Below are 26,333 nucleotides of genomic sequence, written 5' to 3'. Positions count from 1 at the left end.
GCGCCCGCGACACCGCCGCCGTCAGCCAACAACACCAGCACCCCCCCCTGCCGAGGGGGTGAAATTCTCCGTCATGGCCGCCAGGGCTGACACAAAAACGGGGCGCTCCAGCGCCATCTCCGCGACGACGCGCGACGACGTCCCAAGCGCCAGCGCGGCATAGGCTTTGCCGATCGCCATGCGGGGCCGCAGGATGGACGCGCCGTCTTCCCGATCCAAGGTGATCGGATGCCCCCCGGCATCCAACACGGCCACAGTCATCGGGGGCAGCTGCGTGGCGCGAGCGTGTTCAAGTACGCTCGCCGCCAGGCGCCTGGCCAGCCCGAACGAGAGACCCAAAGCGGTTGCTTCGATCATGCTCACGACATCCTCCTGTTTGATCCGGCTAGATGGGCGACGCTGGTTCGACGCCGCCCCACCCTTTTGGAGGGGCCCGTGGGTTGCTCGGGGAGGCGCGTAGCGGGCTTTTTGCAGGCCATACTTTTGGGCGGTGCAGATAGCGACGCCTTCGCTACCGTTGTCTCAATCGCCAGCAGGCCATGAGGAAGATCGTCGTGAATTCTGACCTAGCACTCGATGCGAGCACACGAGCGTCCGAGCTCGAGGCACAGACCCGAAGCATGCTCGAAAAGCTGTACGCGGATCCGTTTCTGGATCCTGTCAACATGACACCTCTCCAGATGCGCGAGGCCTTTGACGTCTTCTACGCCGACCTGGGCGTTCCATGGGCTCAAGCCGACGTCCAAGAGGCGCAATTCGACGTCGATGGAGGGGTGGTGCGGCTACGCATCTACCGACCGCCCGAGGCGCCGGGGGAACTCCCCATAATCCTGTTCTATCTCGGCGGCGGGCTCGTGATGGGCAGCCACAATTCCTACGACACGATGTGTCGGCGTCTCTGCTTGGCCTCCCAAGCTGTGGTGGTGAGCGTTGCCTATCGGCGGCCTCCCGAGCACCCGTTCCCCGCCGCCGTCGACGACAGCTACGCTGCATTGCTGTGGGCCCGCGACAACGCCAAACGCTTCGGCGGCGACGCCGGACGGATGGCCGTCGCCGGCGAATCGGGCGGAGGCATGCTGGCAGCCGTGGTCGCCCATTTGGCGAAGGATCAAGGCGGTCCGAAGCTCGCGCTGCAGTTACTGATGTATCCGGCTGTCGGCACCCGAGGACAAAGTCAGTCGATGCAGACGTTCGCCGAGGGTTACTGGTTTGAACCCGGGCAGCTTGACTGGCTCTACAGCATTTACGCTCCCGACGCCGACGTGACCAATCCCTTGATCTCGCCCACCTTCCGGCGGGATTTCTCAGACCTGCCGCCCGCCTATGTGATCGTGGCGGAACAGGACATTTTGCGGGACGACGTGATGGCCTACGCGGAGGATCTGCGACGGGCCGGCGTTGCGGTCCAACTCACATCCTACGACACCATCCACGGCTTCATCTGCATGGGAGCGGTGATAGACGCCGCGAGCGAGGCTCTCGACCGCGCCGGTGAAGCCTTGGTCGCGGCCTTCTCTGAGGCTTCGGAGTGATGGACGCCGTTGAGCTCACCCGAGCCCTGATTGGCTACAACACCACAAACCCGCCGGGGCGTGAAGCAAGCTGCGTGCTCTTCGTCGCAGGTCTTTTGGAGGCGGGCGGATTTGCTGTGGAGGTTCAGCACTTCGAAAGCGACCGGGCCAATCTTATCGCGCGCTGGCCAGGCGCAGACGCGGATGCAGCTCCCCTGGTGCTAACGGGGCATGTGGATACGGTGCCGCTTGGCGTGGCCCCATGGTCTGTCGACCCGTTCGAGGGGCCGATCCAGAACGGAAAACTCTACGGACGCGGTGCTTCGGACATGAAGTCTGGTGTCGCGGCGATGGTGGTCGCAGCTTTGCGACATACCTCGTCAGGCCCGCGCCTGCGACGTGGTCTCACGCTAATTTTCACGAGCGGCGAGGAGACCGGCTGCGCCGGCGCGCTCCGGTTGCTTGAGCCCGGAGCCCCCGATCTCGGTCCGGCGAGCGCGATGATTGTCGGGGAACCGACGGGCAATCGTATTTCCACGGGCCACAAGGGGTGCATGGCGGTCAGGGTTCATACCGCGGGGGTCACGGCTCACTCCTCCATGCCCCACAAGGGGACCAATGCGATTTATCGTGCGGCGCACGGTGTCAGCGTCATTGAGCGCCACCACCTGGTTGCCGATTCCGACCCACTTCTGGGGTCGCCCACCATCAACGTTGGCATGATCCAGGGTGGTATGAACTATAACTCTGTGCCGGACGCCGCAGAGTTTACTGTCGATGTCCGAACCACGCCGGCCATGGTGCACGATCAACTGCAGGCGAGCCTGCACCTAGCCCTTGGCGCCGACGTTTCTCTTGAGCGATTCGTCGATATGCCGCCTGTCCGCACCGATGAGGCTGACCCGTTCGTTCGCATGGCCTTCGCGGTCTCCAATCAGGTCCTCGGACGCGACGCCAACCCCACCCCTCTTGGCATCCCGTTTTTTTCGGACGCATCGGTCCTGACGCCAAAACTAGGATGCCCTACGATCATCCTCGGACCGGGAGAGCCCGACATGGCGCATCAGACAGATGAGTACTGTCGGGTCGATCGCCTGCTCGCCGCTGTCGAACTCTACGAGGCAATGATCGAAGCCTGGTGCGGGCCGCATTGATCGACGGAACGACGTTTCGACCGGCATAGGCGCGGGCCAGGCGATCACTTCCCTGACCTGGGCGGATGTTCCTGTGTCGAACGGCGTTGTAGTCCGGCTGTCTCCAGGGCCCGAAGCGCATTGAGGATCCGGAGGGCGAGTGGAGAATCGTCTGCCCGGATCGGGCGATCGGACACTGGTCCAACGATCGGCAGGGTTATGCACGCGTCAGCAACAAGGTGAGCAGACATCGTATTTAGGACGAGTTTCAGGGACTCCTGCGCCGCCGTGGCGCGCGGAGAGGCGTTGAATAGGGCGACCGGCGTACCCGAAAACAATGGATCGCCGACAAGCCAATCAAGTGCGTTCTTCAAGCCGCCCGGTATGCCGGATGCATATTCGGGGGACGAAATTAGGAGGGCGTCTGCATCGCTGACGATGCGACGCCACACCGCTACCACGTCTGGCAGAGGATCTTGATCCAGGTCGGGATTGAAGTGAGGGAGGGCGGCCAACCCCTCGTAGATCTGAACGTTGACAGACGAGGGCGCGAGCCGCGCGGCTAGATCGAGCAGCGCGGCATTGGTCGAGCCGTGCCTCAAACTACCTGCGACGGCGACTATCCGAACAGATATCTGTTGCCCAGTCGACATCGTCGATCTCCAAAACCGTGGTCGCGGGACTTTGATCAAGGCGAGCCGTGAACCGCCCCACACGAAAGTAGGGGGCGGTTTTCAGACGGTGGAGACCGCCCATTTTGGGCCGCTGAACTACGGAAGCCTCAACGCGCAGCCTTGCGTGTCGCCGCAGCGGTCGTCCTTACGCTTCACTGGCACACTCGAACGTCTGGTCGCCCCACGCCGAAAAGCTTCTGGGAGCCTCCCGACGCTAGCAGTTCCAGCCACCCGCTGCCACCGGTGTGCAACTCGCCCAGACAGGCCAGGCTTCAAGCGCGAGCGCGTGGTGGCGCGGCGGATAGTGGGGCATGGGGCTGCTGCGGGGCAGGGCGACCGGGGGAATGGAGCGTCACGGGAGCCTGTAGTCCCCGTACCATTGGCTGCCAGGTTCCTGGCGCGCGCCATACTTTTGAATGGCGGCGGACCCAATGAAAGCGACGGATGGTGCCTACATCAACTGCATGGACGCCTGAACCTGATGATCAAGGTCACCATTCTCTACCCCAACACTCCGGGATCGAAATTCGACTTCGACTACTATCTGAGCGTCCACATGCCGCTGTCGATCGCTCGCCTAGGGGCGGCGATGACCTCGATCACTGTGGAGCGCGTTGTCGATCCGGGCGCGCCGTGGCCCTCACCCCAGTACACCGCCATCTGCAGCTTTATCTGCGAGTCGCGAGCGGCCTACGAGGCGGCCTTCTTCCCTCACATGGCCGAGTTGCAGGCCGATATCCCGAACTACACTGACACGGAGCAGGTGGTCCTGGTCAGCGAGATCGCGATTGATCATTGTACCCCGGCCACGCCTGCAGATTGGACGATCGCCCATGCGTGACGTGCTTCAATTCTACATCGGCGGATCATGGGTTGATCCGCTCACATCCAACATCATTCCAGTCGTCGATCCCGCGACTGAGGGCGTGGTCGGGCACGTCAGCCTTGGCTCAGCTGCAGATGTTGACCTGGCGGTCAGGGCGGCGCGAGGCGCGTTTTCGAGCTGGAGCCGGGTGAGCTGGTCTGAGCGTCTTTTCCTTCTTGAGGCGATCTCGGAAGAATTTCGCCGACGCTATGACGACGTGGCCGACGCCATCCTCTCCGAGATGGGAGCGCCGCTCAGCCTGGCGAAGGGTGCGCAAACGGCCATCGGCCTCCATCACTTGGAAGCGACGATCGCGGCGCTGCGGGCATATCGGTTCAGCGAGCTTCGCCGCGACACCCTGATTGTTCGAGAACCGATCGGGGTGTGCGCGCTCATCACTCCTTGGAACTGGCCTATCAACCAGATCGCTTGCAAGGTCGCGCCAGCCATCGCCGCTGGCTGTACTATGGTGCTGAAGCCATCTGAAATCGCGCCATTCTCGGCTGTTGTCTGGACCGAGATCATGCATGCCGCCGGGGTGCCCGCGGGCGTTTTCAACCTCGTAAACGGGGAGGGGAGTGTAGTCGGCGAGGCCTTGGCAAGCCATCCGGGGGTGGCCATGGTCAGCTTCACCGGTTCAACTGGAGCCGGAGTCCAGGTCGCACAAATCGCCGCCAGGACCGTCAAGCGTGTCCACCAGGAACTTGGCGGGAAATCTCCGCACATCATATTGGACGACGAGAGCCTTCCGGCGGCCGTGGTCAGAAGCGTGGATGGTATCGCGCTGAACGCCGGTCAAAACTGCAACGCGCCTACCCGGATGCTGGTGCCCCGCGCACGCCTTGCCGAAGCGCTGCTTGTCGCCAAGCAACGAGCCGAGGCGTTGACGGTTGGAGCACCTCGATCCGATCCGGACGTTGGTCCTGTCATCAGCGGCGCTCACTGGGGCCGCATTCAGGAGTTGATACTCGGGGCGATCCAAGATGGCGCTACGGTTGTGACCGGAGGGCCCGGCAAACCCGAGAATTTTGACCGGGGCTACTTCGTAAAGCCCACCATTTTCGCTGGCGTGACCAATGAGATGACCATCGCACGTGAAGAAGTCTTTGGCCCTGTTCTGGTGGTCGTCGCCTATGACGACCTCGACGACGCCGTACAGATCGCCAACGATACGCCGTTCGGCCTTGCGGCGTACGTCTCAGGTGAAGATACGGACACCATCCGATTTATCGCGGCCCAACTGCAGGCCGGCCAGGTTAATCTCAACGGAGCTCCGGTTGACTACACGGCGCCTTTCGGAGGGTTCAAACAGTCTGGAAACGGCCGCGAATGGGGCGACCACGCCATCGCGGAATTTCTTGAAACCAAGGCGGTGCTCGGCTTTGCCACCCCTTAGCCAGCGCAGCGGGGCGTCACGGGATGTTGTGCTCGCCGTCGAAGAGCGTGGGGCCGCTCACCTGACGATCCTTGGTGCCCACGCGGGGCGGTGGGGGCTTCGCGTCTTGAATGTCGGCGGCGATGATGCGCGCGCCCTCTGCAAGGAAGAGCTCGACGCTCTCCAGTCCAATCCCCGACGCGGCGCCCGTGATCAGCGCGACCTTGCCGTCCAATCGACCCGACATGCGGCGTTCTCCGTCTTCTCGTGAAAAAGGCAGGCCGCGCACGCGCGGCCTCAAGTTGGGGGAAGTTCAGTGGCGGCGGCCCGATCCGCACGGGGGAAGGGGCCCGCCGCCGACGCCCGCGTCAGGCCGTTACAGCGACACCGGCGCGAGCCAGATCGAGCCCTTCGAACCGCCCGTCAGAAACCCAATCGTCCATGAGACGGATGAACGCCGCCGCCCCCTCGGGGTAGAAGCTGTTCAGCCCCTCGAACTCCGCCGGCTTGCCCTCGTTGTTGTAGTAGCCGGGCGTGCACTCCAGATCGTAGCGCGTCCGCGCGCCGGCCATGGCCCGGAGCCGATCTGTCCAGGCGATCTCGGCTTGCGTCGTGGCGTCGAAAGCCTTCACGCCGTTGCTGAGGCCGTATCGGACCATCTGCGCGAAAATCTTCCCGGCCTCTCCCAGCCCATGGGTGACATTGCTGGTCAGGCCCGCCTGGGTGGCCGTCTGATTGAAGAGGTTCGGGAAGCCATGGTTGAAATAGCCGAACAGCGTCGTCATTCCCCCGGCCCACTTGTCGGTGAGGCCGCGGCCGCCCCGCCCGTAAACTTCAAAGCGGTTGCGCTGGGCCAGGTTGCCGCCCTGGAAGTCGAAGCCGCTGGCGTAGATGAGGCAGTCCAGTTCGTAGGCCTGTCCCCCGGCCCACACCGTCCGGCCTTCGATGCGCTCAATGCCTAGGCCGTTGGTGTCGACCAAACTCACGTTCGGCTGGTTGAATACCGGCAGATACTGGTCGTGGAAGCAGGGCCGCTTGCACATGATGTTGAACCAGGGCTTCAGCGCCTCGGCCGTCGCAGGATCACGGACAACTTCGTCGACCCGCTGCCTGACCTTTTCCATGTACGCGAAGTCCGCGAGCTGACGGTCTGGGGAAGCATCGTTCACGCCTTGGAGGTCCACGCTGATCCGACCCAACACTTCCGTCCAGCCATCGGCGACGAGATCGTCCTCTTGCGGGACGCCGCAGATGAGGTTGTTGAAGTTCTCAATGCGGTGCTTGTGCCACCCCGGCGCGAGGGACTCCGCCCACGCGCGATCCGTCGGACGATTGTCTCGCACGGGTACGGCGGCCGGCGTGCGCTGGAAGACATAGAGGTGCTTCGCCGCGGCGCCGAGGTGCGGAATGCACTGCACCGCCGTGGCGCCGGTTCCGACGATCCCGACCCGCTTGTCGCCAAGGCCGTCCAGGCCGCCCGTCGGGTCACCTCCGGTGTAGGCGTAGTCCCAGCGCGAAGTGTGGAAGCTGTGCCCCTCGAACGACTCTATGCCTGGGATGGCCGGCAGCCTGACGCTCTGTAAGACCCCCGTCCCCAGGCACACGAAACGCGCGCTGATCAGGTCGCCGCGATCTGTGCGAATTCGCCAGCGCCCGGCCGTTTCGTCCCAGCGAAGTTCCTCGACCTGGGTGCTGAGCAGCGCGCGCCGGTAGAGGTCGAACCGTTCCGCGATGCTTTGGGCGTAGCGAAAGATCTCGGGACCGCGGGTGTATTTCTCCGTCGGCACGTAGCCCATCTCTTCGAGCAGCGGCATGTAGACATAGGATTCGATGTCGCATGACGCGCCGGGATAGCGGTTCCAATACCAGACCCCGCCAACGTCGCCGGCCTTGTCGATGATCTTGAAATTGTCGACGCCGAGCTTGGCCAGGTGAACGGCCGTTTGCAGACCGCCGAAGCCGGCGCCGATCAGGGCGGCGTCCACTTCCTCGACCACCGCGGGCCGCGCGGCGCCCTGGACATACGGATCTTCAAGATAGCGAGCGAGCGCGCCCTCGGGAGAGACATATCCAGCGGCGCGATCGACCGTCAGCCTCTTGTCGCGCTCGGCCAAATACTTGCGACGAAGCGTTTCCGGGTCGAGCCCGCTTACCTGAGTCGTGTCACCCATCGTCGCGTTTCCCTAATTTTCAGGGCTTCTATGGCCCCAATTGATTGACAATTGAGTGCATAATAATCCGCGTTTGAAATGTTGAGTCAAGATGCGCGTCGGAAAACGCGTCTTGCGGTTATGCCGGGAGGAGGCCGAGCCGGTTGAGGTCGGCGAGTTCAAGGGGCGCCAGCGCCCGTTCAGCCGGCGAGAGAGTGTCGTACCATTTGGGCAGCCACTGGAACGTGCCGGGGTTCACCGCGATGATCGCCCGGGGATTCAAAGGCCGTATCGACCCCTCCCGCTGGCCCTGCTCGTACATCTCGATGAAGGAGTCCATCAACCGAACAGTCGACGCGTTGACCTCGTCCTGCAGCGCGGCGGGCAGGGCGCCGAACCCGGTGACGGGGGTGTAGGTGGCGATGTCCTCGCGAAGGCCGGCCTCAGCATAGGCGTAGACCGACGCCGCGATCGCCGCGATGCGGGGACCCGGAAGCGCTTCGCACTGGCGCGCGACACTTTCGTACAGCCGGAACGAGCGGCTGTAGCAGGCGGCGATCAGCGTCTCCTTGTCGCCGAGGTTATGATAAATCACTCGCTTGGTCGCGCCGACGCTGGCGGCGATCTCGTCCAGCGACGTCGCATCGACGCCCTTGAGATTGAACAGCCACGAGGCGGCGGCCAGGAGCGATTCCTGCTTGGCTACGGCCAAGGCGTCGGTGTCGAAGACCTTCAGTCTTTGGCCGTCGTCGAGCGTCAGCGGCAGCGGCTTGAAAGCGACTTCACCTTGCCGGTCAGCGGCGATCCCCTGGCGAAGCATGGTCTTGATGGCGTCGACCAGCTCAACGTGGGTCAGGTTGTCGATGCTGCGCCACATCTTGGCGATGGGCAGCCAAAGCGTCAGGCTAAGGATCGCGGGCGAGACCACGCTCACCGTACAGTTGCGGATCTCACCGCGGGCGATGCCGAGCGCCAGGATCTCGGCGAGTCGCGATTTCACCGCATTGAAAGCGGCGTGGACGGTCGCCTGCCGCTCGGCGTTCAAATACGCCATGTCGCTAAGCGCCGCGAGTTCCGGGTTCGAGGGCGCCAGCGCCACATCGATGAAGCGCTCAACGATCTCCAGCGCCGTCCCGCCACCGCCTTCGGCTGTGGCCAGGTATTCCGAGAGGGCGTCGCAGGATCTGAGATAGCTCTGGAAGACCAGGTCCTCCTGGTCCTCGACATAGTAGTAGATCGCAGCCCGCGACACGCCGAGCTGCTCGGCGATCAGCGGCAGCGAGGCTTTGGAAACCCCGTACCGGTTCAGCGTACGCGCCGCCTCGGCGATCACACGGTCGCGCTTCGCCCCCCGGGTGGATCGTTCTGGCTTGGCGGGTCTTGTCACAACCTCCGGTCCCATGCGCACGCATGCGCGTCAAGCTGCAACTCCGATCATCGACGCACCCCATTGTCAGTTTCCGTTTGACTCATTTTCACAAACGGCGGACTTTCATGCACGCAAATGACAAAACCGCGGTGGGCGACAAGCGTCATCAGCGGGAAATTGGGAGGGATCTGATGAAGACGACCACGCGACTCATCTTGCTGGCTTCGGCTGCGGCGGCCGTTCCGTTCATAGCGCCGTCGGCGTTGGCCCAGACCAGCAGCACGGCCCCCGCCTCGGTCGAAGAGATCGTGGTCACCGCGCTCCGGCGCGAACAAACCCTCCAGGATGTGCCGGCCGCGATCTCCGCCCTCAGCGGCGCGGCGCTCAGCGACCGCGGCGTCTCGCGCGTCGATGACCTGCAGTTCCTGGCGCCCAGCATGGCGTCCGGGAAATTGCTCGGTCAGACCGCCATCTCGATCCGTGGGGTGGGCCTCAATCCCGGCGCGCCGGGCGTCGCCGTCGCGGTGCACGTCGATGGCGTGTTCCAGCCCACGGCGGCCATGGGCGACCTTAGTCAGATCGACCTGGCCCGCGTCGAGGTGCTCCGCGGGCCGCAGGGCACCCTCTACGGGCGGAACGCCAACGGCGGCGCCGTCAACTTCATCACAATGGCCCCAACCGACCGCTTCGAAGGCTACGTGCTCGGAAGCTACGCGACCTACAACGAGAGCAAGCTCCAGACGGTCCTGAACATGCCCGTGACGGACGCCCTCCGCTCGCGGCTGGTGTTGGATTGGACGAAGCGCCGGGACGGCTTCGTGAAGAACGTCCTCCCGGGCGGCCAGGACGTGGACAAGGGCGAGACCCTGTCGGGCCGGCTTCGCGTCACCGCCGATCTTGCATCCAACCTCACGCTCGACCTCACCGGCGCGTTCGTGCAGGGCGACGGCCCCACGCAGTATTTCGTCCTGAACGCTCTCCCCACGCCGGCGACGATCCGGAACAATCCGATCCTGGCGACGGCGACCTATTCCTTCGAGCCTTGGCGGACCGCCGCCAACAGCCCCATGAGTTCGGAGCGGGATCTATGGCAGGGCTCGGCCATCCTGACCTGGAAGCTCGGCGACGCCACGATCAAGTCCACCACCGGCTACTCCCATCTGGTGGACAAATATCGGAACGATGACGACGGTATCAACGTCTCGATCTTCCCCGTTCACCGTTACTACCGGACGAACAGCTTCTCGCAGGAGCTCAACGGCAGCTACACGGTCGGCCGTTTCGATCTCATTGCCGGGCTCTACTACCTGAACAACGACCTCAAGCACGTCCTCGATTACGACATCCTCGACGGCTCGTTCCCCCTGCCGCCCAACAGCGACCTCGTCTTCCGAATCCCGAAATACAAGACCGAGGCTTCTGCGGGCTACGTCGACGCCACGGCGCACATCACCGACCGCCTGAGCGTGTTCGGGGGCGTCCGGGTGTCGTCGGAAAAGCAGACCTTCACGCAGAAGAACATCCTGTCCTTCGGACCGACGCCGCCCATCACGACCTGCCCGATGCAGACCAATGATCGCACGTTCAAGTCGACGACGCCTCGCCTTGGGGCCTCATATGAGGCCAACGAAGGCCTGAATTTCTACGCCACCTTCTCCAAGGGCTACAAGGCGGGCGGCTTCAACCTCTACGGCTGCAACAACTCCTTCGCACCGGAGAAGCTCACCGCCTACGAAGGCGGGGTGAAGGGCCGCTTCCTCGACGGGGCCGTGACGATCAACGCCGCCGCCTTCTTCTACGACTACACCAATCTGCAGGTCAGCCAGGTCATCGGGCTCGCCCGGTTCATCACCAACGCCGGGGCGGCCGAGGTGAAGGGGCTGGAGTTGGAGGGCGGTATTCACCCGGACTCGCATTGGTCGATCGACGCCAACGTCACTCTGCTGGACGCGCAGTACACGCGGTTCACCAACATCGACGGGCTCAACCCCGCCGCGGGGCAGCAGGATCTCGATGGCAATCGACTGAACCGCTCGCCCAAGGTCTCGAGCAATGTCGGCGTGTCGTACAAGACTGACGCGACCGATCGCGGCCGGGTCATCGCCCGGCTCGATGCGAGCTACCGCTCGAAGTCCTTCTACCGCGAGTTCAACACCCCGCTGGACGCGCAGAAGGGCTACGTCCTGCTGAACGCCAACCTCATCTGGGAAAGCCCGGACGAGAAATACCGGGTCCGGCTCTACGGCTCCAATCTGACCAAGAAGGCCTACATCGCGGCCCTGGACTCCAGCGACACGTTCGGGTCCCGCTTCATCACCTGGGGCGCGCCACGGCAGGTCGGCGTCGAGGTCAAGCGCAGCTTCTAGGCGCAGCGGAGCATCAGCCATGGTCAGCAACAATTCGCCCGCGTTTGGCGGCGTGACGGACCCCGCCTTCGCGCCCGTAAAGGACGCCTTCGCGGCGAACTTCGACGCCAACGCGCCGTTTCCAGAGCTCGGCGCCGCGGTAAGCGTCTTCCTGGACGGCCGCTGCGTCGTGGATCTTTGGGGTGGCGTCGCGGACGCCGCGACCTCGCGGCCCTGGGCGCCCGACACCCTGGTCAACGTGTGGTCGACGACGAAGGGCGTCATGGCGCTGGCCCTCGCGCGGCTCGTCGGTGACGGGCTGCTCTCCTATGACGCGCCGGTGGCCCGCTACTGGCCTGAGTTCGCCGCGGCGGGCAAAGGCGAGGCCACGGTGGGCCAAGCGCTCTCCCACCAGATTGGTCTGAACGGGTTCGCCGAAGAGACCACAGTCGAAGACTTCGGCGACTGGGATCTCGTCACCGGCCGCCTGGCGCGTCAGGCGCCGTTCTGGCCGCCGGGGACGGACACCTCCTACCACGCCATGACCTATGGCTTCCTGGCCGGCGAGATCGCGCGTCGCGTCACGGGATCGACGCCCCGAGACCTGATCGCGGACCTCTTCGCAGGCCCCCTCGATCTGGACCTGCAGATCGGCGTCATGGAGGCGCATTGGTCGCGTATCGCGCCGTTGACGCCGCCACCGGAGTCCGGCGCCGACGTCCAGATCGACTCCATCGCGCTCAAAGGCGTGCTGAACCCCGCTCTCGCCGGCGATACGGCCAACCGCGCGGACTGGCGACGGGCGCAGATTCCGGCCGGAAACGGACATGCGACCGCACGCAGCCTCGCCAAGCTATGGGGCGCGGTCGCAAACGGTGGGGAACTCGACGGCGTCCGCGTCCTATCGCCCGAATCCATCAACGCGATGCAAGTCGTTCGGAGCGACCGGCCCGATCGTCTGCTTGGTGCTGGAGACTGGGGCGCGGGCGTCATGATCAATCGTGACAGCCTCTTCGGTCCGGGTCCCCGCGCCTTCGGTCATTGTGGCTGGGGCGGCTCGTTCGGCTACGCGGACCCCGATCTCCGCATCGGCGTCGGCTACACGCCCAACCGGATGTTCGGCAGCATCCTGCATGATCCGCGTGGCGTCGCCTTGGGTCAGGTCATTTCGGACTGCGCCCGTCGGGTTTGAGCCTGAGCACCGCACCGCATTGCGCTCGCTTCGCCGGCGAAATCCCGCGTAAGCCTGCAATGGCGGCGCGTCGGCGGGGGGTGTTACAATCGGCCTATGCAGCGCTCCGCCGACCAACGGGTCTCAGCCGCATCTATTTCCCAGCTGTTCGGCGGACTTCGGCTGTGGCCGGAGGCGCCAGGAACGGCCGCCCGCGCCGTAGTGGCCGGCATGTTGCTGGTGACCGCGGTGATCGTCGTCGCGGACGGGTTCTTGTTCCGAGAGACGCTCTCGCCGGCCTATGTCGCCTTTTTCAGCGGACCCAACTTGGCCGGACGCATAGCGGTGCTCATGGCGAGCGCTGCGGGCGAGGAGTTCACTTACCGCCTTGTGGCGATGTCCGGGCTGGTCGCCGGGCTTGTGCTGCTTTGGCGGGCGCAGGGCGGGCGCCTGCCTCCATCTGGGTTCCTGGCTGTGATCGTGATCGTTCAAGCCATCAACATTGTTCCGAAGATGCAGCCACCCTCCGATCTCGCCGACCTCACCTATGACCTGATGAGATACCTGTTCCCCGGTCTGATCTGGGGGTGGCTGTTTTGGCGTCACGGTTGGGTTTCGGCGCTCGCCGGGCACGTTGGAACTCATCTGTTCCTAGCGCCGCTGCTGTTGGTTCTGTTGCCGGCCTAGCCGTCAGGCCCGCCATCTTTCATCCGCTGTGGCCCCATGCCAAGCATGGTGATAGCGCCCCCCCCGGGGCCACACGTGGTCGGTAAGTCGCGTCCGGGAACCCGCGAATTCAGATCAAACTAGGGAAGAAGCCCTGGATGGCCATGGCCGTGCCTATGCCGCCCAAGGCTATGGCCACGCCGTAGGGTATGCCTCGCCCGGCGCCTTCGGCGCGCCCCCGGCTGGTGAGGCCGCGTAGCGCCCGTTTCGGCCGTAGGATAATCGAGCCCAACGCCAGCGCTCCACCGGCCAGCGTGGTCAGGACGGCGACCGCCAGCAGGTGGTTCGCACCGGCGAACAGCGCGACGGCGGTGAACAGCTTGGTGTCGCCGGCGCCCAGGAAGCCGAAGTGATAGAGCGGATAGGTCACCCCAAAGGCGATCGCCGCGGCGGCCAGCGCCGAGGGCCAGGTACTGGGGGCCAGGCCTAGCGCCAGCGCCGCGAGATAGGTCGCGATCAGACCGATCACGGTCCAGTTGGGAATTTTGCGGCGAACCGCATCAACCCCTGCGGCGATCAGCAGGAACCCCCCGAACAGCGCCGCTGGTCCCCACGCCACGACCTCGGAGAGGCTCACGGGGCCCTCGCCGCCAGTTGAGCATTGGAGGCCTGTAGGGCCTTGACCATCTGGAGGTTTTCGATCGCGCGGCCATAGGAGCTTCCGCGCACGTCGATGGCCTGTTTGAACAGCCCTTCGGCTGCGTTGAGGTCGCCACGGAGAACCGCGGCGAAGCCGGCGTTGTTCAGCACCGAGGCCCGATCCTCGGTCCCGCTCACCGAGGTCGCGCGCTGATAGTCGCCCTGCAGCGCCAGCGACAGCCGCAGATTGGTGCGTGCGCCGCTCAGTCCAGGGTCCTTCTGCAAGGCCAGCACGAAGTCATTGGAGGCCTCCCGATACTTCTCCTGGAGCAGCAGCGAGTATCCACGGTTGTTCAAGACGATCGCACTGGCGTCGGGGGCTTTCAGCGCATGCTCATAGGCGTCGGCCGCGCCCGCCCAGTCATGTCGCCGATCCCTCTCGACGCCCAGAGAGTTCCAGGCTCTCCATAGGCTCGGATCCAGCCGCACGGCTTCTTCCAGCACCGGAACGGCGTCGGCTGGCCGGCCGCGTTTTGACAGGGCCAGGCCTCGCCCCTGCATGGCCCGCGCCTTCAGCGGGGCGGACGCCTCGGCCTGGCTGAAGGTGACGATCGCCTCGTCATATCGCTCCCGGGCGAGCTGGAGCTCTCCGGAGCACAGTAGCAGTCGAGGATCCACGGCGCCCGCGGCGTAGGCTGAATCGAGTATCCGACCGGCGTCGACGAGCCGGCCCTCCGCCAACGCCTGGTTCACGGCGTCCAGCACCGGCTCGATTTGCTGCTCGGCGGCCGCGGACTTGGCGCGGCCGAACCCGAAGAGGCCATCGGCCTGGGCCGGCGCGCCAGCCAGCACAGCCAGCGATGCGCCCAGGACCACGGCGCTGCGAAGCGCTGTGTTCAGTCTGTGTCTCTTGAACGTGGAAACCATCAAGACGCCCCTCTTATCGCACCGTATGGACCCGCCACCTTGGCGTTCGCTCCGACAATCAGTTCCAATCCTGAGCAGCCGTTTGCACAGGCCAAGAGCGATGCTCGGAAGGGCAGGGTTCTCGCCAGCGCTTCGGCGAGATCGCGGTGCCGCTCGGCGAAGCGCACTTCGGAGGTCGCCTGCAAGGGGCGGATCTCGAGCCTTGTCCTGACGGTCCAACCCGCCGAAGCCAGATATTGGCGCACAGGCTCCTGAGCGCCGGTCCGGCCGCTGGCGTTCACCACGATCAACGGGCCGCCGGAGAGGCCGGAGGTGACCTTGCGAGGCGGCGCGGCGGCTTGGGCGAGGGTCAATGTCATGGCGGGAGGCGGTGCGACGAGCGCGAGCGAACGTGTCAGCGCGACGGCCGCGACCGGCGCCGTCGGAATGCTCGCCTGCTCGGTCAGGGCCACGCTCTCGGTCCTGAGAACCGATGAGTAGCGCAGATTGGCGGTTACGATGGGCGATGTGGGGTCGGCGGCCGCGGCGAGGTGATAGTAGCGATCGCTGAGGTCGAAGCGGCCGAGCTTGTCATAGACGACGCCCAGTGCGTTCAGCACGCGGACGTCGTCTGGTGTCCGTTGCTTGGCCAGCTGCAGGATCTCCAGGGCCGTTCCATAGTCGCGTTTGTGGATGGCGATCGACGCACCGGCGTAGAGACGATCGGCGGACGAAGGCGTCTGGACGATGTCGTCGCCCTGGCTGGCTGCCCGTAGTTCCAACGCCGGGGCAGGGCGCCACCCGGCCAGCCGCAGGAATTTGGACGAGACCGTGCCGCACCCCGACAGTCCGAGACTCAAGACAACTGTACCGGCCGTCACCATGGCCTTGGCGTGCATATCAGCCTCCCTTGAGAGCCGGTACGAGGATCCGAATTACAGAAATGACCGCCGGCAGCAGCAGCGCCGAAATGATGACCGGGAGGATGCAGGCGACCAGCGGTATGGTCATCAGGACCGGAATGCGCAGGGCCTTTTCTTCTCCACGTAGGAACCGGTGCTCGCGCATCTCCTGGGAGTAGGTGCGCAACGTCTGCGCGATGCTGGTGCCCAGGGCGTCGGTCTGGATCAGAAGCGCGGCGAAGGACCGAAGCGCGGGTACATCTGTTCGCTCACCTAGATTGCGCAGCGCCTCGGCGCGCGCCCGCCCGGCCCGGAGTTCATCCGAGACCAGCGAAAATTCGTGGGCGATCCGCGGGTGGGACTCTGTGACTTCGAGCCCGACACGCACGAAGGCCGCCTCCAATCCGAGGCCGGCCTCGACGCAGATCACCATCAGGTCCAGGGCGTCTGGGAATTGGTCCTCGAGCGCGCTCTTCCGGCTTGCGGCGATCCGATCGATCACCGCCCGGGGGGCGATGAAACCCAGGGCGCAAAGTGCGAGGGCGCCGAAGATCAGCGGCAGGCCTGTGGCCGGCCGCTCGGACAGGCTCTGGCTGAACAGGAAGATCAACGGCACGCCGATGGCGAGCGCGAACCGGATGATCACGAACCATACCGGGGCCGATGCGTTTTCGAGGCCGATCTGCTGTAGGACGCGCTTGAGCTGCGTGGGTTCGGTGTTGTCGCCTGACGCCGTCGCCGTCTGCACCCATGCCAGGACGGGATTGGTGACGTTCAATTTCTTGAGGACGGCCTGCGGGCCGGCATGCTCCATGGACGACGCGTTGTTCTGCAGCCTCCGCCGGACCTGTAGCGAACCCTGTAGATGTTGAGCGCCCCAGATCGTCACGCTGACGACCGCCAGGAAGATCGAGGCGAGTAATGCGATCTGCAAAATCCCCACGATCTTCTCCTAATATTTGAAGTTCACGATGCGGCGCATCATGAGTTGCCCGAGCCCGTAAATGACCAGGATCACCGTTACGGTCGGCCAGAAGATCGGATCCGAGAATTTGCTGGTGTAAAACTGTGGCTGGGTCAGCGCGATCGAGCCGATGAGGAAGATCGGGAGGCCGCTGAGGATGATCGCGGACATCCGGCCCTCGCTCGCGAGCGCCTTGATGCGCTTGCCAAGCGTGATCCGGCTGCGAACGACCATGGCGAGGTTGTGGAGGATTTCGGCGAGGTTGCCGCCGGTCTCTGTCTGGATGGCGACGCTGACCGCGAAGAAGTGGGCGTCTTCGGACCCGGTCCGGCGCGCGAAGTTCGCGAGCGCCTCGCGCAGCTCAAAGCCGTAGGTCGTCTCATCGACGATCAGGCCGAATTCGCTGCCGATCGGATCGCCCATCTCTTCCGTCACTAACTGCAACGCCGAGACGACCGGATGCCCCGCGTGCAGGGAGCGGACCACGATGTCCAGGGCCAGCGGCATCTGTTCTTCGAGGATCTTGGCTCGCTTCTGACGCCGTCCGGACACCCAGATCCAGAACGCCAGGCCCGTCAGGACGAAAGCGCCCGCGACCGACATGACGGTTTCAGGCAGGTGGCCGCCGACGCCCAACAGCCGCATGACGAGATTGGCGGCCAGGGCCAAGCCCAGTCCGACGGCGGCCACGGTTCCGACCATGGCCAGCGGCGACATGGACAAGCCGGCCTGGCGCAGGAAACCGGCCGCCTTGTCATAGGCGCGGAGGAAGAAGAGGCTATGGAATTGCGGCGCCTTGGGCCTGCGGACCAGGGTCTCATAGACCTCCTTGTGGCCCATGCCCGACTCAAGAAGCGTCAGGCGTCTATTGACGCGCTGCGTCCGGGATCTGCGGGCCAGCAAGATGTTGGCGAGCGCCTGCGCAAGCGTTGCAACCGCCACAAAGGCCAGGACAAAGGTGAGGGGAAGCAGGAACTGGTTCATGGCTCAGACCGACCGGCGGCCGTGAATGAACATGTCCAGCGGCAGGTTGATGCCGCGTGAGACGAGGTGTTCGATGAATTTGGGGCGCACGCCCGTGGTTTCAAACTGTCCGAGGACGTCGCCGTCCGGACCTCGGCCCGTGCGCTTGAACCGGAAAATTTCCTGCAGGGTGATGACGTCCTGTTCCATCCCCACGAGCTCGGCGATCGAGATCACCCGACGGCGGCCGTCCTCCTGGCGTTCGGTTTGCACCACCACGTGGATCGCCGAGGCGATCTGGCCACGAATGGAGCGTATCGGAATGTCGAACCCGGCCATGCCGATCATCTGCTCGATACGCGAGAGCGCGTCGCGGCCGGTGTTGGCGTGGACCGTGGTCATCGAACCATCATGGCCGGTGTTCATGGCCTGGAGCATGTCGAACGCCTCGCCGGCGCGCACCTCCCCGACGATGATCCGGTCGGGCCGCATCCGCAGGGCGTTCTTGACCAGTTCGCGCTGATTGACCTCGCCCTTGCCTTCGATGTTCGAGGGGCGCGTCTCCAATCGGCCGACATGGGGCTGTTGCAGTTGCAACTCGGCGGAATCCTCGATCGTTACGATGCGCTCGTGGCCGTCAATGAAGGCCGACAACGCATTGAGCAGGGTGGTCTTTCCAGAGCCCGTGCCGCCCGAGATCAGGACGTTGCGTCGCGCCGCCACCAGGGCCTGCAACACCGTCGCCATCTCACCGGTGATGCTTCCGATCTCCACGAGCTTGCCCATGTTGATCGGAATCTTGGCGAACTTCCGAATGGAGACCAGGGGGCCGTCCACGGCGAGCGGCGGGATGATCGCGTTGACACGGGACCCGTCGGCGAGGCGGGCGTCCACCATCGGGGATGACTCATCCACCCGGCGGCCGACGGCCGAGACGATCTTGTTGATGATGCGCAGGAGGTGGCGTGAATCCTGGAAGCGCAGGCCCGACAGCTGCAGCCGGCCGCCGCGCTCGATGTAGACCCTCTCATGGGTGTTGATCAGGATGTCGGTGATGGTGTCGTCTTTGAGCAGGGGCTCCAACGGGCCGAGCCCCAGCAACTCATCAAGGAGTTCCTCGACGAGCTGATCGCTCTGCGTCGGAGACAGGAGGCGCTTTTCTTCGGCCAGCAGGCTGCTCACCGTGCGGCGTATCTCCAAGGCCAACGTTTCTCGAGAGGTCTTCTCGAGGGCTGAGAGGTTGAGCATGTCCAGCAGCCGCAGGTGCAACCGCGCCTTGAGAGCCAGGCCGTCGTCCAGGGCCGCCGAAGGGGCGACTCCGTCGTTGGCGGCCAGCGACTTTTCGTTCCAGAACACCATGGTCAATTGCCTCGGTTTGGCTTGGCGGTCGCCGCCTTCGGTGCAATCAGCTCCCCTAGTTGCACCAAGGCTTTTTCAAGCTTCGAACCACGCCGGAGCGTGCTGAGCGCCACCCCTTGGTTGATGGCTTCGTTCATCAACTTGCGTTCGTCTGGAACGGTGACATCGAAAGGACGGCCGACCGCGCCTGCGACGGACCGGAGCGAGACCCCGGTCGGGTTGTCGCCGCCGCACCGGTTGCAGACCAGGGTGATGGGGATGTCCTCAAGCCGTTGGGTCTCGATCAGATTGAGCTGGCGCCTGATCAGATGGGCGTGCGGGACCGTGAGCTGGCTCACCAGCACGATCCGTGTGGATTGGCGCAGCGCCCGATAGGTCCAGGCGGTCCAGGCCGTCGGGAGGTCGAGCAGTATGATGTCGAAATCGCGCTTCAGCGCCGAGACGAGGGCGTCGACCACGTTCGGCGTCAGCGCGTCGAGCGGCACGAACTCCGCCGGGGCTCCCAGGATGCGGGCGCCGCTGGCATGCGGCCGAAGCGCCGAGGCGAACCCCATCTCGCTCAGCTCGCCGTGAGTGGACAGCACCTGGCCGATGGTGATGGAGTCTTGCACATCCAGGTACATCGCCGCCGATCCGAACTGGACATCCAGATCGACGACGCACACGCGCGGTCCACGACCATTGTCCGCCAGGATCGCCGCCACTTGCACCGCGAGCGCTGTCGAGCCGACACCGCCGCCCGCCTTGAGGAATGACACGACCTGGCCGCTCGCGGCGGGCAGGGGGGCCGCGGTCTCCAACCGGCCGACGATACGTTCGAGCGTCGCCGCCAGGGCCGGTTCCGAAACAGGCGCCGGCAGCACGTCGGCGGCGCCCTCGCGGATCAGCCGACGCGTCGTGGCGAGATCGGCGTTGGTGAGGCAAATGACGACCTGATCTGCTCGGCCGCTCTCCCGCAGATTGATGCACAGGCCGTCGACGTCGACCGGCGAGGCGCCGTCCACCGCAACGAGCAGGACGTCGGCGCCCTTTAGCGAACCCGATGTCCACGCCCCGCCCAGGGACGAGAATTGCAGCTGCGGAAACTGCCCTCGCAGCGCCTGCGACGGCGCGCCGTCGGCGAAGGCGACGGGATCGAACGCAAGATGGCGCGTCCCCGGCGTCGGGAAGGAAAGCTCTTCGGCCACGGCATTGCGACTGAACCGGAACGGCGCACGCATCATAAGGTCATGTCCTCGCCGACCAGGGTCGTTTCCACCGTCGGGATGGGAAGCGTGACGCCGAAGACCTGCAGGGCGATCGGCTGGAACGTCAGGCCTGTGATGCTCACGGTCACCAGTGGTTCGATATCCGAACCCATTGGACTGCCGGCCACGCCGAGCCCACGTTGGCTGTACTGGACCCTGACATTGGAGGCCTGCAGGCGCCCGTAGTACTGCTGCATCTGCGTCACGATCGGTGTGAAGTTGGCGCTCACCAAGGTGCCGCCGGCCGTGCATGCGCTGGACGTGCATGAATAGTCGGTGCTGCCCGGGTTGCAGGTTTGGGGAATGGCCGAGCCGCCACCCAGCGAGCAGCTCGTCACCGCGTCAAAGTTGACGAGCTCGGAGACCACAGGCGGGATGACGATGGCCAGGCGGGCGCCGGCCCGGGCCGCGGCCTTGGCCGAATTGATCTCCCAGGCGTATCTGGCCATGTCGATCACGCCCAGCATCATGCTGACGAAGATCAACGAGACCAGCGCGAACTCGACCGCGGCTGCGCCGTCTTGGCGCCGAAGGAAACCGGAGCGGATCATTGGGTCCAGACCTCCGCGTGACTGACGCTGATGGTTCCGAGATTTAGGCCCGGCAGCAGGGACAGGAACGAGGTCTGGAAGGGGGCGGCGGCCGTGACCTCCACGCGGGGAATCTGCGCGGCCCCTTCATAGATACCGAGATATGTCCCGGAGGCGTTGCTGACGCAGGAGATGTTGACGGCCACCGAGGCGTTGTTGGTCCAGTTTTGGATCACCGGCGTCCCGCCGACGTCGATGGTCCCCGTGCGGGCGAGACGCTGGGTGTTGGCGGTGTCGGCGCCATTGGCGAAACCGCCGCAGTTCATGTCGACACGGGCGGCGTAGCGCGCCGCGTCGCGCACCGACGCCGAGACGATGTTGTAGGTCCAGAACATCCGTCCGACCTCGAACAACCCAAACAGCAGCAGGATGAGCAACGGCAGGATGAGCGCGAACTCGACCGCCGAGGCACCATGCTCGCTATGGAGCAATCTGGACCAGCCCCTATTCATAGAGCCGCACCCAGTTGCGCTGGGTCGTTTGACCGACGGCGCTGGAGGACGACGTCGCCGAGATGAATTCGCCATAGATGGTGGCGCTGTCAGCCGGGGCGGTGAGGAAGAAGTCCACCCTGGAGATGACGGCGACCGTCGAACGCCCATGGATCGGTCCGCAGTCCACGACGACCGCCGAGATCGTGCGTCGATCAGGCGAGGCCTGGGTCGGATTGGTGGTGTTACAAGATGGGCGGGCGTGGTCGTAATTGCCCGATGGCGGATTGTCGTCCTGGCTGTCGGAGAAGGCGCCGGGCGGTTTGCTGATCGCCCCCGAGAGCATGGCCAGCTCCCAGTTGTAGACCTGGTAACGGGTCGGGCTTGTCGCGCCGGCGACGGGCGGCGGGCCGTAGGCGTCCCAGCCGTTTCCCGGGAAGCCCGGGCTGCCGGGCGGGCTCGGAACGTATGTGCCGGGATTTAGTCCGCTGTGGTTGGTGGCGAAGTACTTCTGGACGTTCCACTGGCCGCTGCCGATGTAGGCTGAACCTTGGCTGCAGTCCTTGGGGAAGCCGTAACCGTTGGGAGCAGCGGCGACGTTCGAACAGTCGTCCGGGGGCGCGGTCGTGCTGGGCGTGCAGGAACTGGCGCCTGCGTTGCTCTTGACCCCGGTCATGGTGTTGAGGGCCGGGGCGAAGGCCGGATCGGTCTTATTGCCGCTGGCCGAGGCGCGATAGATGTCGAAGCGGGTGTTGAACCAGTCGTCGGCCGATTGGATGTTGCCAGGCTCGGTCGTGACCATGCTTCCGAAGCATTCGGTCAGGGGCGGATTGCGGCCCATCGCATCCTTGACGGCGGTTGCGCCGTTGCCGACCTGGAGGAAGCCGAAGTTTCCGGGGGCCATGCTCTGGCCAGGTGGCGAGGTGAGGATCAAGGCTCGGCCGGTGTAGCTGTCGCCGTCGAACGAGCCGGACCCATTGGGATTGCAGATCATCAACGGCGGCACCAGGCAGAGCGCCGAGCCATAGCCGGCCACGGCGTGCGCCGTGACGTTGAAGCTGATCGTGGAGACCAAGGCTCCAGTGACCAGGCCGAGGTTGCGCGGCGTAAGATTGATTTGGATGAAGTGGGCGTCGGCGTCGTTGCCCGCCGCGGCGCGGGTCGTGAGATCCACCAGGAAGGTGATGTCGGCGCTGGCGATGCTGACGTTGCTTTCGCCGGCGTTGGCGAGCCGTTGGGCGTTCTGGACGAGCGCTCCCTGCGCCGCCGAGGTCGCTCGCGTCATGGCTCCGGCGCCGCCGTCGAGCTGGCCGGCGCCGGCCAAGGCCGCGGCATCGACCGCAGCGTCGAGTTCGGCGCGCAGAGCGTAGGCGCGGCTGACGTCCCAGGCCAGCGCGCCCATGCCGATGAGGGCTGTCAGTCCAACGGCGAAGAGCGGGGCGACGGCGCCTCGCTCTGCGTGGAGAAACTTCCCGACGGCGCGTAGCATCTCACGGCCCTCACTTCCCTGCCGGCGGCGCTGCTGGCGGCCCGCCGGCCCCGCCGCTGCTGATCGTTGTCGTGTTCTGAGCGCCCGGTGAGATCACGGCGCCTTTGACGTAGCGTTCCTGCGCGATGGCCGCGCGCGAACCGCTGGCCGCCGGCGACTCCTCACGGATGTAGCGGGCTTCGGGGTTGGCGATCTGGGCGGCGATATTCTGCCGCAAGGCCACGCCGTAGTCCGCGGCCAGCGGGAGCTGCGGCGAGACGCAGCCACCAAGGGCGAATGTCGCGGCGGCTGCGGCCAGCATCCCGATCCTGGTCGAACGGCGCATCGTGATCTCCCTAGTACAGCAGGTGGCCATAGCCGCCCTCCAATCCGCCCTTGGCCGGGTCGACCGACATCAGGGCGCGGTCCTCAGGACTGGTCAGCAGGGGCGTGGCCTGCCGGGCGCCGAACAGGAAGAGCTCGAAGTCCGACGGGGGCACGAAGCGGTCGGCCGGAGTGGCTTGGCGGCCCGATGTCGGAACCGCCAGATGCGGCGTCACCACCAGCACCAGCTCGGTCTGGTTCTTCTGATAGCCGGTCGAGCGGAACAGGGCCCCGATCACCGGCAGGTCGCCGATGAAGGGGTATTGCCGGATCTCGTTGCGATACTCGTCGCGCAGCAGGCCGGCGATGGTGAAGGATTCCCCGTCTCTCAGCTCAATCGTAGTGCGCGCGCGGCGCACCTTGATCCCAGGAATGCTCAGCCCCCCGGTGTTCACCGACACGGTCGGGTCGATGCTCGACACCTCCGGGGCGACCACGAGGTTGATGACGCCGTCGTCCAGGACCGTTGGCGTGAAGGCCAGGGCGATGCCGAACTGCTTGAACTCGACCGTGATCCGCGTGATCCCGTCCTGGGGATCGCTGGCGATCGGGATCGGGAATTCGCCGCCGGCCAGGAAGTTGGCGGTGTCGCCCGACATCGCCACCAGCGTCGGCTCGGCCAGGGTCTTGACGACGCCCTTGGTCTCTAACGCGTCGAGCAGGATGTCCAGGTTGGCGTCGCCGGCCCGCAGCACGGTCTGGATCGCGCCGAAACTCGAAAGACCGATCGAGGCGTTGACGTTGGTGTCGCCGGTGAAGAGGAACGGATGGTGCGGCCTCATGTTGGGCGACTGGGTGTTGACGCGCAGATCCTTGGCGATCCGGCGTTCCATCTCCACGAAGCGCACCGACAGCATCACTTGCTGGACGCCCTGCACGGACATCATGTTGACCACCTTGCCAGGCGCGTAGCTCTCGGCCAGGGCGATGATCCGTTGCAGGCGAGGCGCGCTGCTGACCCGGCCCGACAGCACGATGGATTCGTTGGCGGCCGAAATCTTGACCCCGTCCTCCTCCGGCATCACGTCGTGCAGTCGCGCCTTCATGCCGCCGACGTCGGCCGAGACCACGACATTGACCGAGCTGAGCAGCCGCTTGCCAGGTCCGTAGATGCTGAGCGCGGTGGAGCCCATCTTCTTGCCCACCACATAGACCGAGTGGGTCGAGAGCGGCAGGACGTCGGCGATGTCCGGATTGGCCACCATCAGGTCGGTGTAGCTGGCGGGCGTCTCGAGCACCTCGGCCTTGCCGGTCGGGATCACCAGTTCGTATCGGCCGTCGCTATCCTGGGCCAGACCGTGGGTCGGCGCGACGACAGCGAGCGCGATGAGCAGATTGCGAAGCGTCTTCGCCATATGCTCGGGTCTCATACCGATCGACTTCATGCGTAACACCCCCGTGCCCGATTGAACCGTGTCGACGGCGAGGCGCGTGCTCATCGCGCCACCGTGTAGCTCTTGGTCTCGACGCCCCGTGTCACCTTCACCTCCGGGCCTGACGGCGCGCGCGGCGCCGCGGCCCGCGAGGCGTAGGCCCGTGGCGAGTAAGAGACCGGTGTCGTCGCAAAGGAGCGATATCCGCCGAGATCGGCCACGGTGGTGACCTGCCGGGTCACGGGCTCTTCATCGGCGACTTGGCGCAGGGCCAGAGAGACATTGCCGACCGCCTGAGCCAGCGAGATCGCCTGGGCCTGATCGGGCGTCATCTCCAGAGTGATGGCCTTGGCCACCACAGGGGCTTCGGCGGTGTCGTCCGACACCTGGTCGACGCCCAGCACCTTGATGTTTTCCGCCAATACTTGGGTCACGACATTCATCTTGCCGGCGTCGGTCCCAGCCGGACCGCCGACGTCGCGCGTCAGCAGGACGTCCACCCGGTCGCCCGGCAGGACAAAGCCCGCTACGCCGGCCACGTCGTTGGAGCGGAACGTCACGCCGCGCATGCCTTGCGTCATGGCGGCTGACAGGTTCACCCGGCCGCCCGGGACAGTGATCTTGCCTGGTAGGACGGGTTCGTTGGAGGCCAGGGGGCGCAGGACCAGGCGCTGCCCGCCGACCGTAGCCTGCTCGATGCTGCTCATCGCGCCAGGCGGTACGGAACCCTGCGGATAGCGGACTACCTTCAATAACGCCGGGGTTAGCGCCATGCCTCGGCCTATCGGCTGGGAGGCGACAACCACAGGGACGGTGCCGGCTAGGGCCGCTGATTGCTGGTCGGCTTGCCGTTGACGGCCAAGCCAGAACTGCGCTGCAAGCACAGCGATCAGGCCAAGTAGAATCGCGACAGATAAGGTTGCAATGGTACGGATAGGCATACAACACACCTCCCGGATGCACAGGCATCCTCAGGTGAGGAGGTTGTGTGCAACCTTAGCTTTGCGCCCGATTAGTTAATGATTACTAAGCCGTCATGGTGAGTAAGGCGCGACTTCGCATGAAGTCGCGCCTCATTGTCTAAGCCGACGGCGTCGCGATCGTGGTGCCGGCGGTGTTGATGGCGTTCGAGATCGTGCCGCCCAGGAAGAGGGCGGCGCCGGCGATGCCCGCGCCCACGATGGCGAGGATTAGAGCGTATTCGGCGGCCGAGGCGCCGGACTCATCTTTCAGAAACGAGACAAACTTGGACATGGAACGTCTCCATTTGAAGACGGTTGGGCGTGCGTTAGCGGCGCGCCAACCCTTATGCCGCCGGTGTCGCGATCGTATTGCCGGTCTTGTTGATAGCGTTCGAGATCGTGCCGCCCAGGAAGAGGGCGGCGCCGGCGATACCGGCCCCGACGATGGCGAGGATCAAAGCGTACTCGGCGGCCGAGGCGCCGGACTCGTCTTTCAAGAATGAAACAAACTTGGACATTGGGTAGCCCCTCATTTGTTGCTGATAAGCCACATGGCAGATCAGGGAAGGTAGACGGGGTTACCTAGAGGCCCCCCGCCATCCATTGGGGCCAAGCTAATATGACAATTAAAATTCTGTAAACAAAAATCAGGCGTAACCATAACTTTTACTGCTCTTCAAAATCATGTGAATACTGGAAACGCGAATATGAACCATATGCCCGTCTGCTCGATTTGGTAATCAAGGGGTCCAACTTGTAGTTGCTCTTGCGAATTCGGCGCGACGGTTAAGATGCCGCCAATCGCCAAGGCGGGAACGCCATCTGAAATTGCGCCGCAACTTATTGTAGGTCCTCGCCGCGAAGGTCTTGGTCTCCTGTTTTCGAC

The 26,333-nt window shown here is 64.8% G+C and carries 27 protein-coding genes; 7 read left to right on the top strand and 20 right to left on the bottom strand.

Annotated elements, in window-relative coordinates; genetic code table 11:
- Window positions 1-21 precede the first annotated feature (21 nt).
- On the bottom strand, window positions 22-357 hold the full coding sequence (locus tag ASE02_RS01470) for a heme-binding protein (RefSeq protein WP_082601816.1): 336 nt from the start codon (window positions 355-357) through the stop codon (window positions 22-24).
- 263 nt (window positions 358-620) lie between these two features.
- Here ASE02_RS01470 and ASE02_RS01465 point away from each other — a divergent pair, with 263 nt between their 5' ends.
- Together ASE02_RS01465 and ASE02_RS01460 are read left to right on the top strand one after the other, a co-directional pair.
- A complete protein-coding gene (locus ASE02_RS01465) occupies window positions 621-1,532 on the top strand; it encodes an alpha/beta hydrolase (protein WP_162257123.1) in 912 nt (303 codons plus the stop codon).
- Window positions 1,532-2,665 carry a M20 family metallopeptidase gene (locus ASE02_RS01460; protein ID WP_056730437.1) on the top strand — a complete coding sequence of 378 codons (1,134 nt, stop codon included), beginning with the start codon at window positions 1,532-1,534 and terminating at the stop codon, window positions 2,663-2,665. Before ASE02_RS01465 ends, ASE02_RS01460 begins: the two co-directional genes overlap by 1 nt.
- 44 nt (window positions 2,666-2,709) lie before the next feature.
- Here the strand turns inward: ASE02_RS01460 and ASE02_RS23260 are convergent, their stop codons facing one another.
- The gene (locus ASE02_RS23260) at window positions 2,710-3,297 is read right to left on the bottom strand and encodes an NADPH-dependent FMN reductase (protein WP_082601805.1); all 588 of its coding nucleotides are present in this window, start codon (window positions 3,295-3,297) and stop codon (window positions 2,710-2,712) included.
- Window positions 3,298-3,799: 502 nt separating this feature from the next.
- On the opposite strand from ASE02_RS23260, the gene ASE02_RS01455 reads away from it, so the two are divergent.
- Together ASE02_RS01455 and ASE02_RS01450 are read left to right on the top strand one after the other, a co-directional pair.
- The gene (locus tag ASE02_RS01455; protein WP_056730436.1) at window positions 3,800-4,159 is read left to right on the top strand and encodes an EthD family reductase; all 360 of its coding nucleotides are present in this window, start codon (window positions 3,800-3,802) and stop codon (window positions 4,157-4,159) included.
- Window positions 4,152-5,579 carry an aldehyde dehydrogenase family protein gene (locus tag ASE02_RS01450; protein ID WP_056730434.1) on the top strand — a complete coding sequence of 476 codons (1,428 nt, stop codon included), beginning with the start codon at window positions 4,152-4,154 and terminating at the stop codon, window positions 5,577-5,579. The genes ASE02_RS01455 and ASE02_RS01450 overlap by 8 nt, the downstream gene beginning before the upstream one ends.
- A gap of 16 nt (window positions 5,580-5,595) precedes the next feature.
- Here ASE02_RS01450 and ASE02_RS23255 read toward each other — a convergent pair whose 3' ends face one another.
- The 3 genes from ASE02_RS23255 to ASE02_RS01435 form a co-directional block, all read right to left on the bottom strand.
- A complete protein-coding gene (locus ASE02_RS23255; RefSeq protein ID WP_369818502.1) occupies window positions 5,596-5,847 on the bottom strand; it encodes an SDR family NAD(P)-dependent oxidoreductase in 252 nt (83 codons plus the stop codon).
- 79 nt (window positions 5,848-5,926) lie between these two features.
- Window positions 5,927-7,672, bottom strand: coding sequence for an NAD(P)/FAD-dependent oxidoreductase (locus ASE02_RS01440; protein ID WP_235536558.1), 1,746 nt, complete (start codon window positions 7,670-7,672; stop codon window positions 5,927-5,929).
- Window positions 7,673-7,847: 175 nt separating this feature from the next.
- Entirely contained in the window at window positions 7,848-9,041 is a 1,194-nt protein-coding gene (locus ASE02_RS01435; RefSeq protein WP_056730428.1) for a TetR/AcrR family transcriptional regulator, read from the bottom strand.
- 227 nt (window positions 9,042-9,268) lie between these two features.
- Here ASE02_RS01435 and ASE02_RS01430 point away from each other — a divergent pair, with 227 nt between their 5' ends.
- The 3 genes from ASE02_RS01430 to ASE02_RS01420 all read left to right on the top strand — a co-directional run bounded on the left by ASE02_RS01430 (window position 9,269) and on the right by ASE02_RS01420 (window position 13,280).
- Entirely contained in the window at window positions 9,269-11,443 is a 2,175-nt protein-coding gene (locus tag ASE02_RS01430; RefSeq protein ID WP_056730426.1) for a TonB-dependent receptor, read from the top strand.
- 19 nt (window positions 11,444-11,462) lie between these two features.
- Window positions 11,463-12,614 carry a serine hydrolase gene (locus tag ASE02_RS01425; RefSeq protein ID WP_056730417.1) on the top strand — a complete coding sequence of 384 codons (1,152 nt, stop codon included), beginning with the start codon at window positions 11,463-11,465 and terminating at the stop codon, window positions 12,612-12,614.
- A gap of 96 nt (window positions 12,615-12,710) precedes the next feature.
- Window positions 12,711-13,280 carry a hypothetical protein gene (locus ASE02_RS01420; protein ID WP_056730415.1) on the top strand — a complete coding sequence of 190 codons (570 nt, stop codon included), beginning with the start codon at window positions 12,711-12,713 and terminating at the stop codon, window positions 13,278-13,280.
- Window positions 13,281-13,389: 109 nt separating this feature from the next.
- Here ASE02_RS01420 and ASE02_RS01415 read toward each other — a convergent pair whose 3' ends face one another.
- The 15 genes from ASE02_RS01415 to ASE02_RS21895 form a co-directional block, all read right to left on the bottom strand.
- Window positions 13,390-13,896, bottom strand: a complete 507-nt coding sequence (locus ASE02_RS01415) for a prepilin peptidase (RefSeq protein WP_056730414.1) — start codon at window positions 13,894-13,896, stop codon at window positions 13,390-13,392.
- Window positions 13,893-14,825 carry a tetratricopeptide repeat protein gene (locus ASE02_RS01410; protein ID WP_056730413.1) on the bottom strand — a complete coding sequence of 311 codons (933 nt, stop codon included), beginning with the start codon at window positions 14,823-14,825 and terminating at the stop codon, window positions 13,893-13,895. The genes ASE02_RS01415 and ASE02_RS01410 overlap by 4 nt, the downstream gene beginning before the upstream one ends.
- Window positions 14,825-15,703, bottom strand: a complete 879-nt coding sequence (locus ASE02_RS01405; protein WP_056730411.1) for a LytR C-terminal domain-containing protein — start codon at window positions 15,701-15,703, stop codon at window positions 14,825-14,827. Before ASE02_RS01405 ends, ASE02_RS01410 begins: the two co-directional genes overlap by 1 nt.
- Window position 15,704: 1 nt before the next feature.
- The gene (locus ASE02_RS01400) at window positions 15,705-16,649 is read right to left on the bottom strand and encodes a type II secretion system F family protein (RefSeq protein WP_056730410.1); all 945 of its coding nucleotides are present in this window, start codon (window positions 16,647-16,649) and stop codon (window positions 15,705-15,707) included.
- 9 nt (window positions 16,650-16,658) lie between these two features.
- Window positions 16,659-17,654, bottom strand: a complete 996-nt coding sequence (locus tag ASE02_RS01395; protein WP_056730408.1) for a type II secretion system F family protein — start codon at window positions 17,652-17,654, stop codon at window positions 16,659-16,661.
- A gap of 3 nt (window positions 17,655-17,657) precedes the next feature.
- Entirely contained in the window at window positions 17,658-18,992 is a 1,335-nt protein-coding gene (locus ASE02_RS01390; RefSeq protein ID WP_056730407.1) for a CpaF family protein, read from the bottom strand.
- Between the two features lie 2 nt (window positions 18,993-18,994).
- Window positions 18,995-20,215: an AAA family ATPase gene (locus ASE02_RS01385; protein ID WP_056730406.1), complete on the bottom strand. Its 1,221-nt coding sequence runs from the start codon at window positions 20,213-20,215 to the stop codon at window positions 18,995-18,997.
- Window positions 20,212-20,790, bottom strand: coding sequence for a TadE/TadG family type IV pilus assembly protein (locus tag ASE02_RS01380; protein WP_056730404.1), 579 nt, complete (start codon window positions 20,788-20,790; stop codon window positions 20,212-20,214). The genes ASE02_RS01385 and ASE02_RS01380 overlap by 4 nt, the downstream gene beginning before the upstream one ends.
- Window positions 20,787-21,260, bottom strand: a complete 474-nt coding sequence (locus ASE02_RS01375) for a TadE/TadG family type IV pilus assembly protein (RefSeq protein WP_056730402.1) — start codon at window positions 21,258-21,260, stop codon at window positions 20,787-20,789. The genes ASE02_RS01380 and ASE02_RS01375 overlap by 4 nt, the downstream gene beginning before the upstream one ends.
- Before the next feature lie 13 nt (window positions 21,261-21,273).
- Window positions 21,274-22,749 (bottom strand): pilus assembly protein TadG-related protein, encoded by a 1,476-nt coding sequence (locus tag ASE02_RS01370; protein ID WP_056730400.1) that lies wholly within the window; start codon window positions 22,747-22,749, stop codon window positions 21,274-21,276.
- 10 nt (window positions 22,750-22,759) lie between these two features.
- A complete protein-coding gene (locus ASE02_RS01365) occupies window positions 22,760-23,074 on the bottom strand; it encodes a hypothetical protein (protein ID WP_056730398.1) in 315 nt (104 codons plus the stop codon).
- Between the two features lie 10 nt (window positions 23,075-23,084).
- Window positions 23,085-24,551, bottom strand: coding sequence for a type II and III secretion system protein family protein (locus ASE02_RS01360; protein WP_082601801.1), 1,467 nt, complete (start codon window positions 24,549-24,551; stop codon window positions 23,085-23,087).
- Window positions 24,548-25,426, bottom strand: coding sequence for a Flp pilus assembly protein CpaB (gene cpaB / locus ASE02_RS01355; RefSeq protein WP_082601800.1), 879 nt, complete (start codon window positions 25,424-25,426; stop codon window positions 24,548-24,550). The genes ASE02_RS01360 and cpaB overlap by 4 nt, the downstream gene beginning before the upstream one ends.
- A gap of 139 nt (window positions 25,427-25,565) precedes the next feature.
- On the bottom strand, window positions 25,566-25,739 hold the full coding sequence (locus tag ASE02_RS21900) for a Flp family type IVb pilin (protein WP_082601799.1): 174 nt from the start codon (window positions 25,737-25,739) through the stop codon (window positions 25,566-25,568).
- Window positions 25,740-25,791: 52 nt separating this feature from the next.
- On the bottom strand, window positions 25,792-25,965 hold the full coding sequence (locus ASE02_RS21895) for a Flp family type IVb pilin (RefSeq protein ID WP_082601798.1): 174 nt from the start codon (window positions 25,963-25,965) through the stop codon (window positions 25,792-25,794).
- Between the last annotated feature and the right edge of the window lie 368 nt (window positions 25,966-26,333).

Source organism: Phenylobacterium sp. Root700 (genome assembly GCF_001429025.1).
Classification (GTDB): Bacteria; Pseudomonadota; Alphaproteobacteria; order Caulobacterales; family Caulobacteraceae; genus Phenylobacterium.
Note: the sequence above shows the minus strand (reverse complement) of the source record. Positions and strands in the feature narration are given on the sequence as shown.

Bases quoted from the DNA above. Each gene is read 5' to 3' on its own strand.
- ASE02_RS01405 (WP_056730411.1), bottom strand. From the start codon at position 15,703: ATGCACGCCAAGGCCATGGTGACGGCCGGTACAGTTGTCTTGAGTCTC.
- ASE02_RS01410 (WP_056730413.1), bottom strand. From the start codon at position 14,825: ATGGTTTCCACGTTCAAGAGACACAGACTGAACACAGCGCTTCGCAGC.
- ASE02_RS23260 (WP_082601805.1), bottom strand. From the start codon at position 3,297: ATGTCGACTGGGCAACAGATATCTGTTCGGATAGTCGCCGTCGCAGGT.
- ASE02_RS21895 (WP_082601798.1), bottom strand. From the start codon at position 25,965: ATGTCCAAGTTTGTTTCATTCTTGAAAGACGAGTCCGGCGCCTCGGCC.
- cpaB (WP_082601800.1), bottom strand. From the start codon at position 25,426: ATGCCTATCCGTACCATTGCAACCTTATCTGTCGCGATTCTACTTGGC.
- ASE02_RS01465 (WP_162257123.1), top strand. From the start codon at position 621: ATGCTCGAAAAGCTGTACGCGGATCCGTTTCTGGATCCTGTCAACATG.
- ASE02_RS01385 (WP_056730406.1), bottom strand. From the start codon at position 20,215: ATGATGCGTGCGCCGTTCCGGTTCAGTCGCAATGCCGTGGCCGAAGAG.
- ASE02_RS01455 (WP_056730436.1), top strand. From the start codon at position 3,800: ATGATCAAGGTCACCATTCTCTACCCCAACACTCCGGGATCGAAATTC.
- ASE02_RS01360 (WP_082601801.1), bottom strand. From the start codon at position 24,551: ATGAGCACGCGCCTCGCCGTCGACACGGTTCAATCGGGCACGGGGGTG.
- ASE02_RS01365 (WP_056730398.1), bottom strand. From the start codon at position 23,074: ATGCGCCGTTCGACCAGGATCGGGATGCTGGCCGCAGCCGCCGCGACA.
- ASE02_RS01390 (WP_056730407.1), bottom strand. From the start codon at position 18,992: ATGGTGTTCTGGAACGAAAAGTCGCTGGCCGCCAACGACGGAGTCGCC.
- ASE02_RS01430 (WP_056730426.1), top strand. From the start codon at position 9,269: ATGAAGACGACCACGCGACTCATCTTGCTGGCTTCGGCTGCGGCGGCC.
- ASE02_RS21900 (WP_082601799.1), bottom strand. From the start codon at position 25,739: ATGTCCAAGTTTGTCTCGTTTCTGAAAGATGAGTCCGGCGCCTCGGCC.
- ASE02_RS01425 (WP_056730417.1), top strand. From the start codon at position 11,463: ATGGTCAGCAACAATTCGCCCGCGTTTGGCGGCGTGACGGACCCCGCC.
- ASE02_RS01470 (WP_082601816.1), bottom strand. From the start codon at position 357: ATGATCGAAGCAACCGCTTTGGGTCTCTCGTTCGGGCTGGCCAGGCGC.
- ASE02_RS01450 (WP_056730434.1), top strand. From the start codon at position 4,152: ATGCGTGACGTGCTTCAATTCTACATCGGCGGATCATGGGTTGATCCG.
- ASE02_RS01380 (WP_056730404.1), bottom strand. From the start codon at position 20,790: ATGATCCGCTCCGGTTTCCTTCGGCGCCAAGACGGCGCAGCCGCGGTC.
- ASE02_RS01395 (WP_056730408.1), bottom strand. From the start codon at position 17,654: ATGAACCAGTTCCTGCTTCCCCTCACCTTTGTCCTGGCCTTTGTGGCG.
- ASE02_RS01370 (WP_056730400.1), bottom strand. From the start codon at position 22,749: ATGCTACGCGCCGTCGGGAAGTTTCTCCACGCAGAGCGAGGCGCCGTC.
- ASE02_RS01460 (WP_056730437.1), top strand. From the start codon at position 1,532: ATGGACGCCGTTGAGCTCACCCGAGCCCTGATTGGCTACAACACCACA.
- ASE02_RS01420 (WP_056730415.1), top strand. From the start codon at position 12,711: ATGCAGCGCTCCGCCGACCAACGGGTCTCAGCCGCATCTATTTCCCAG.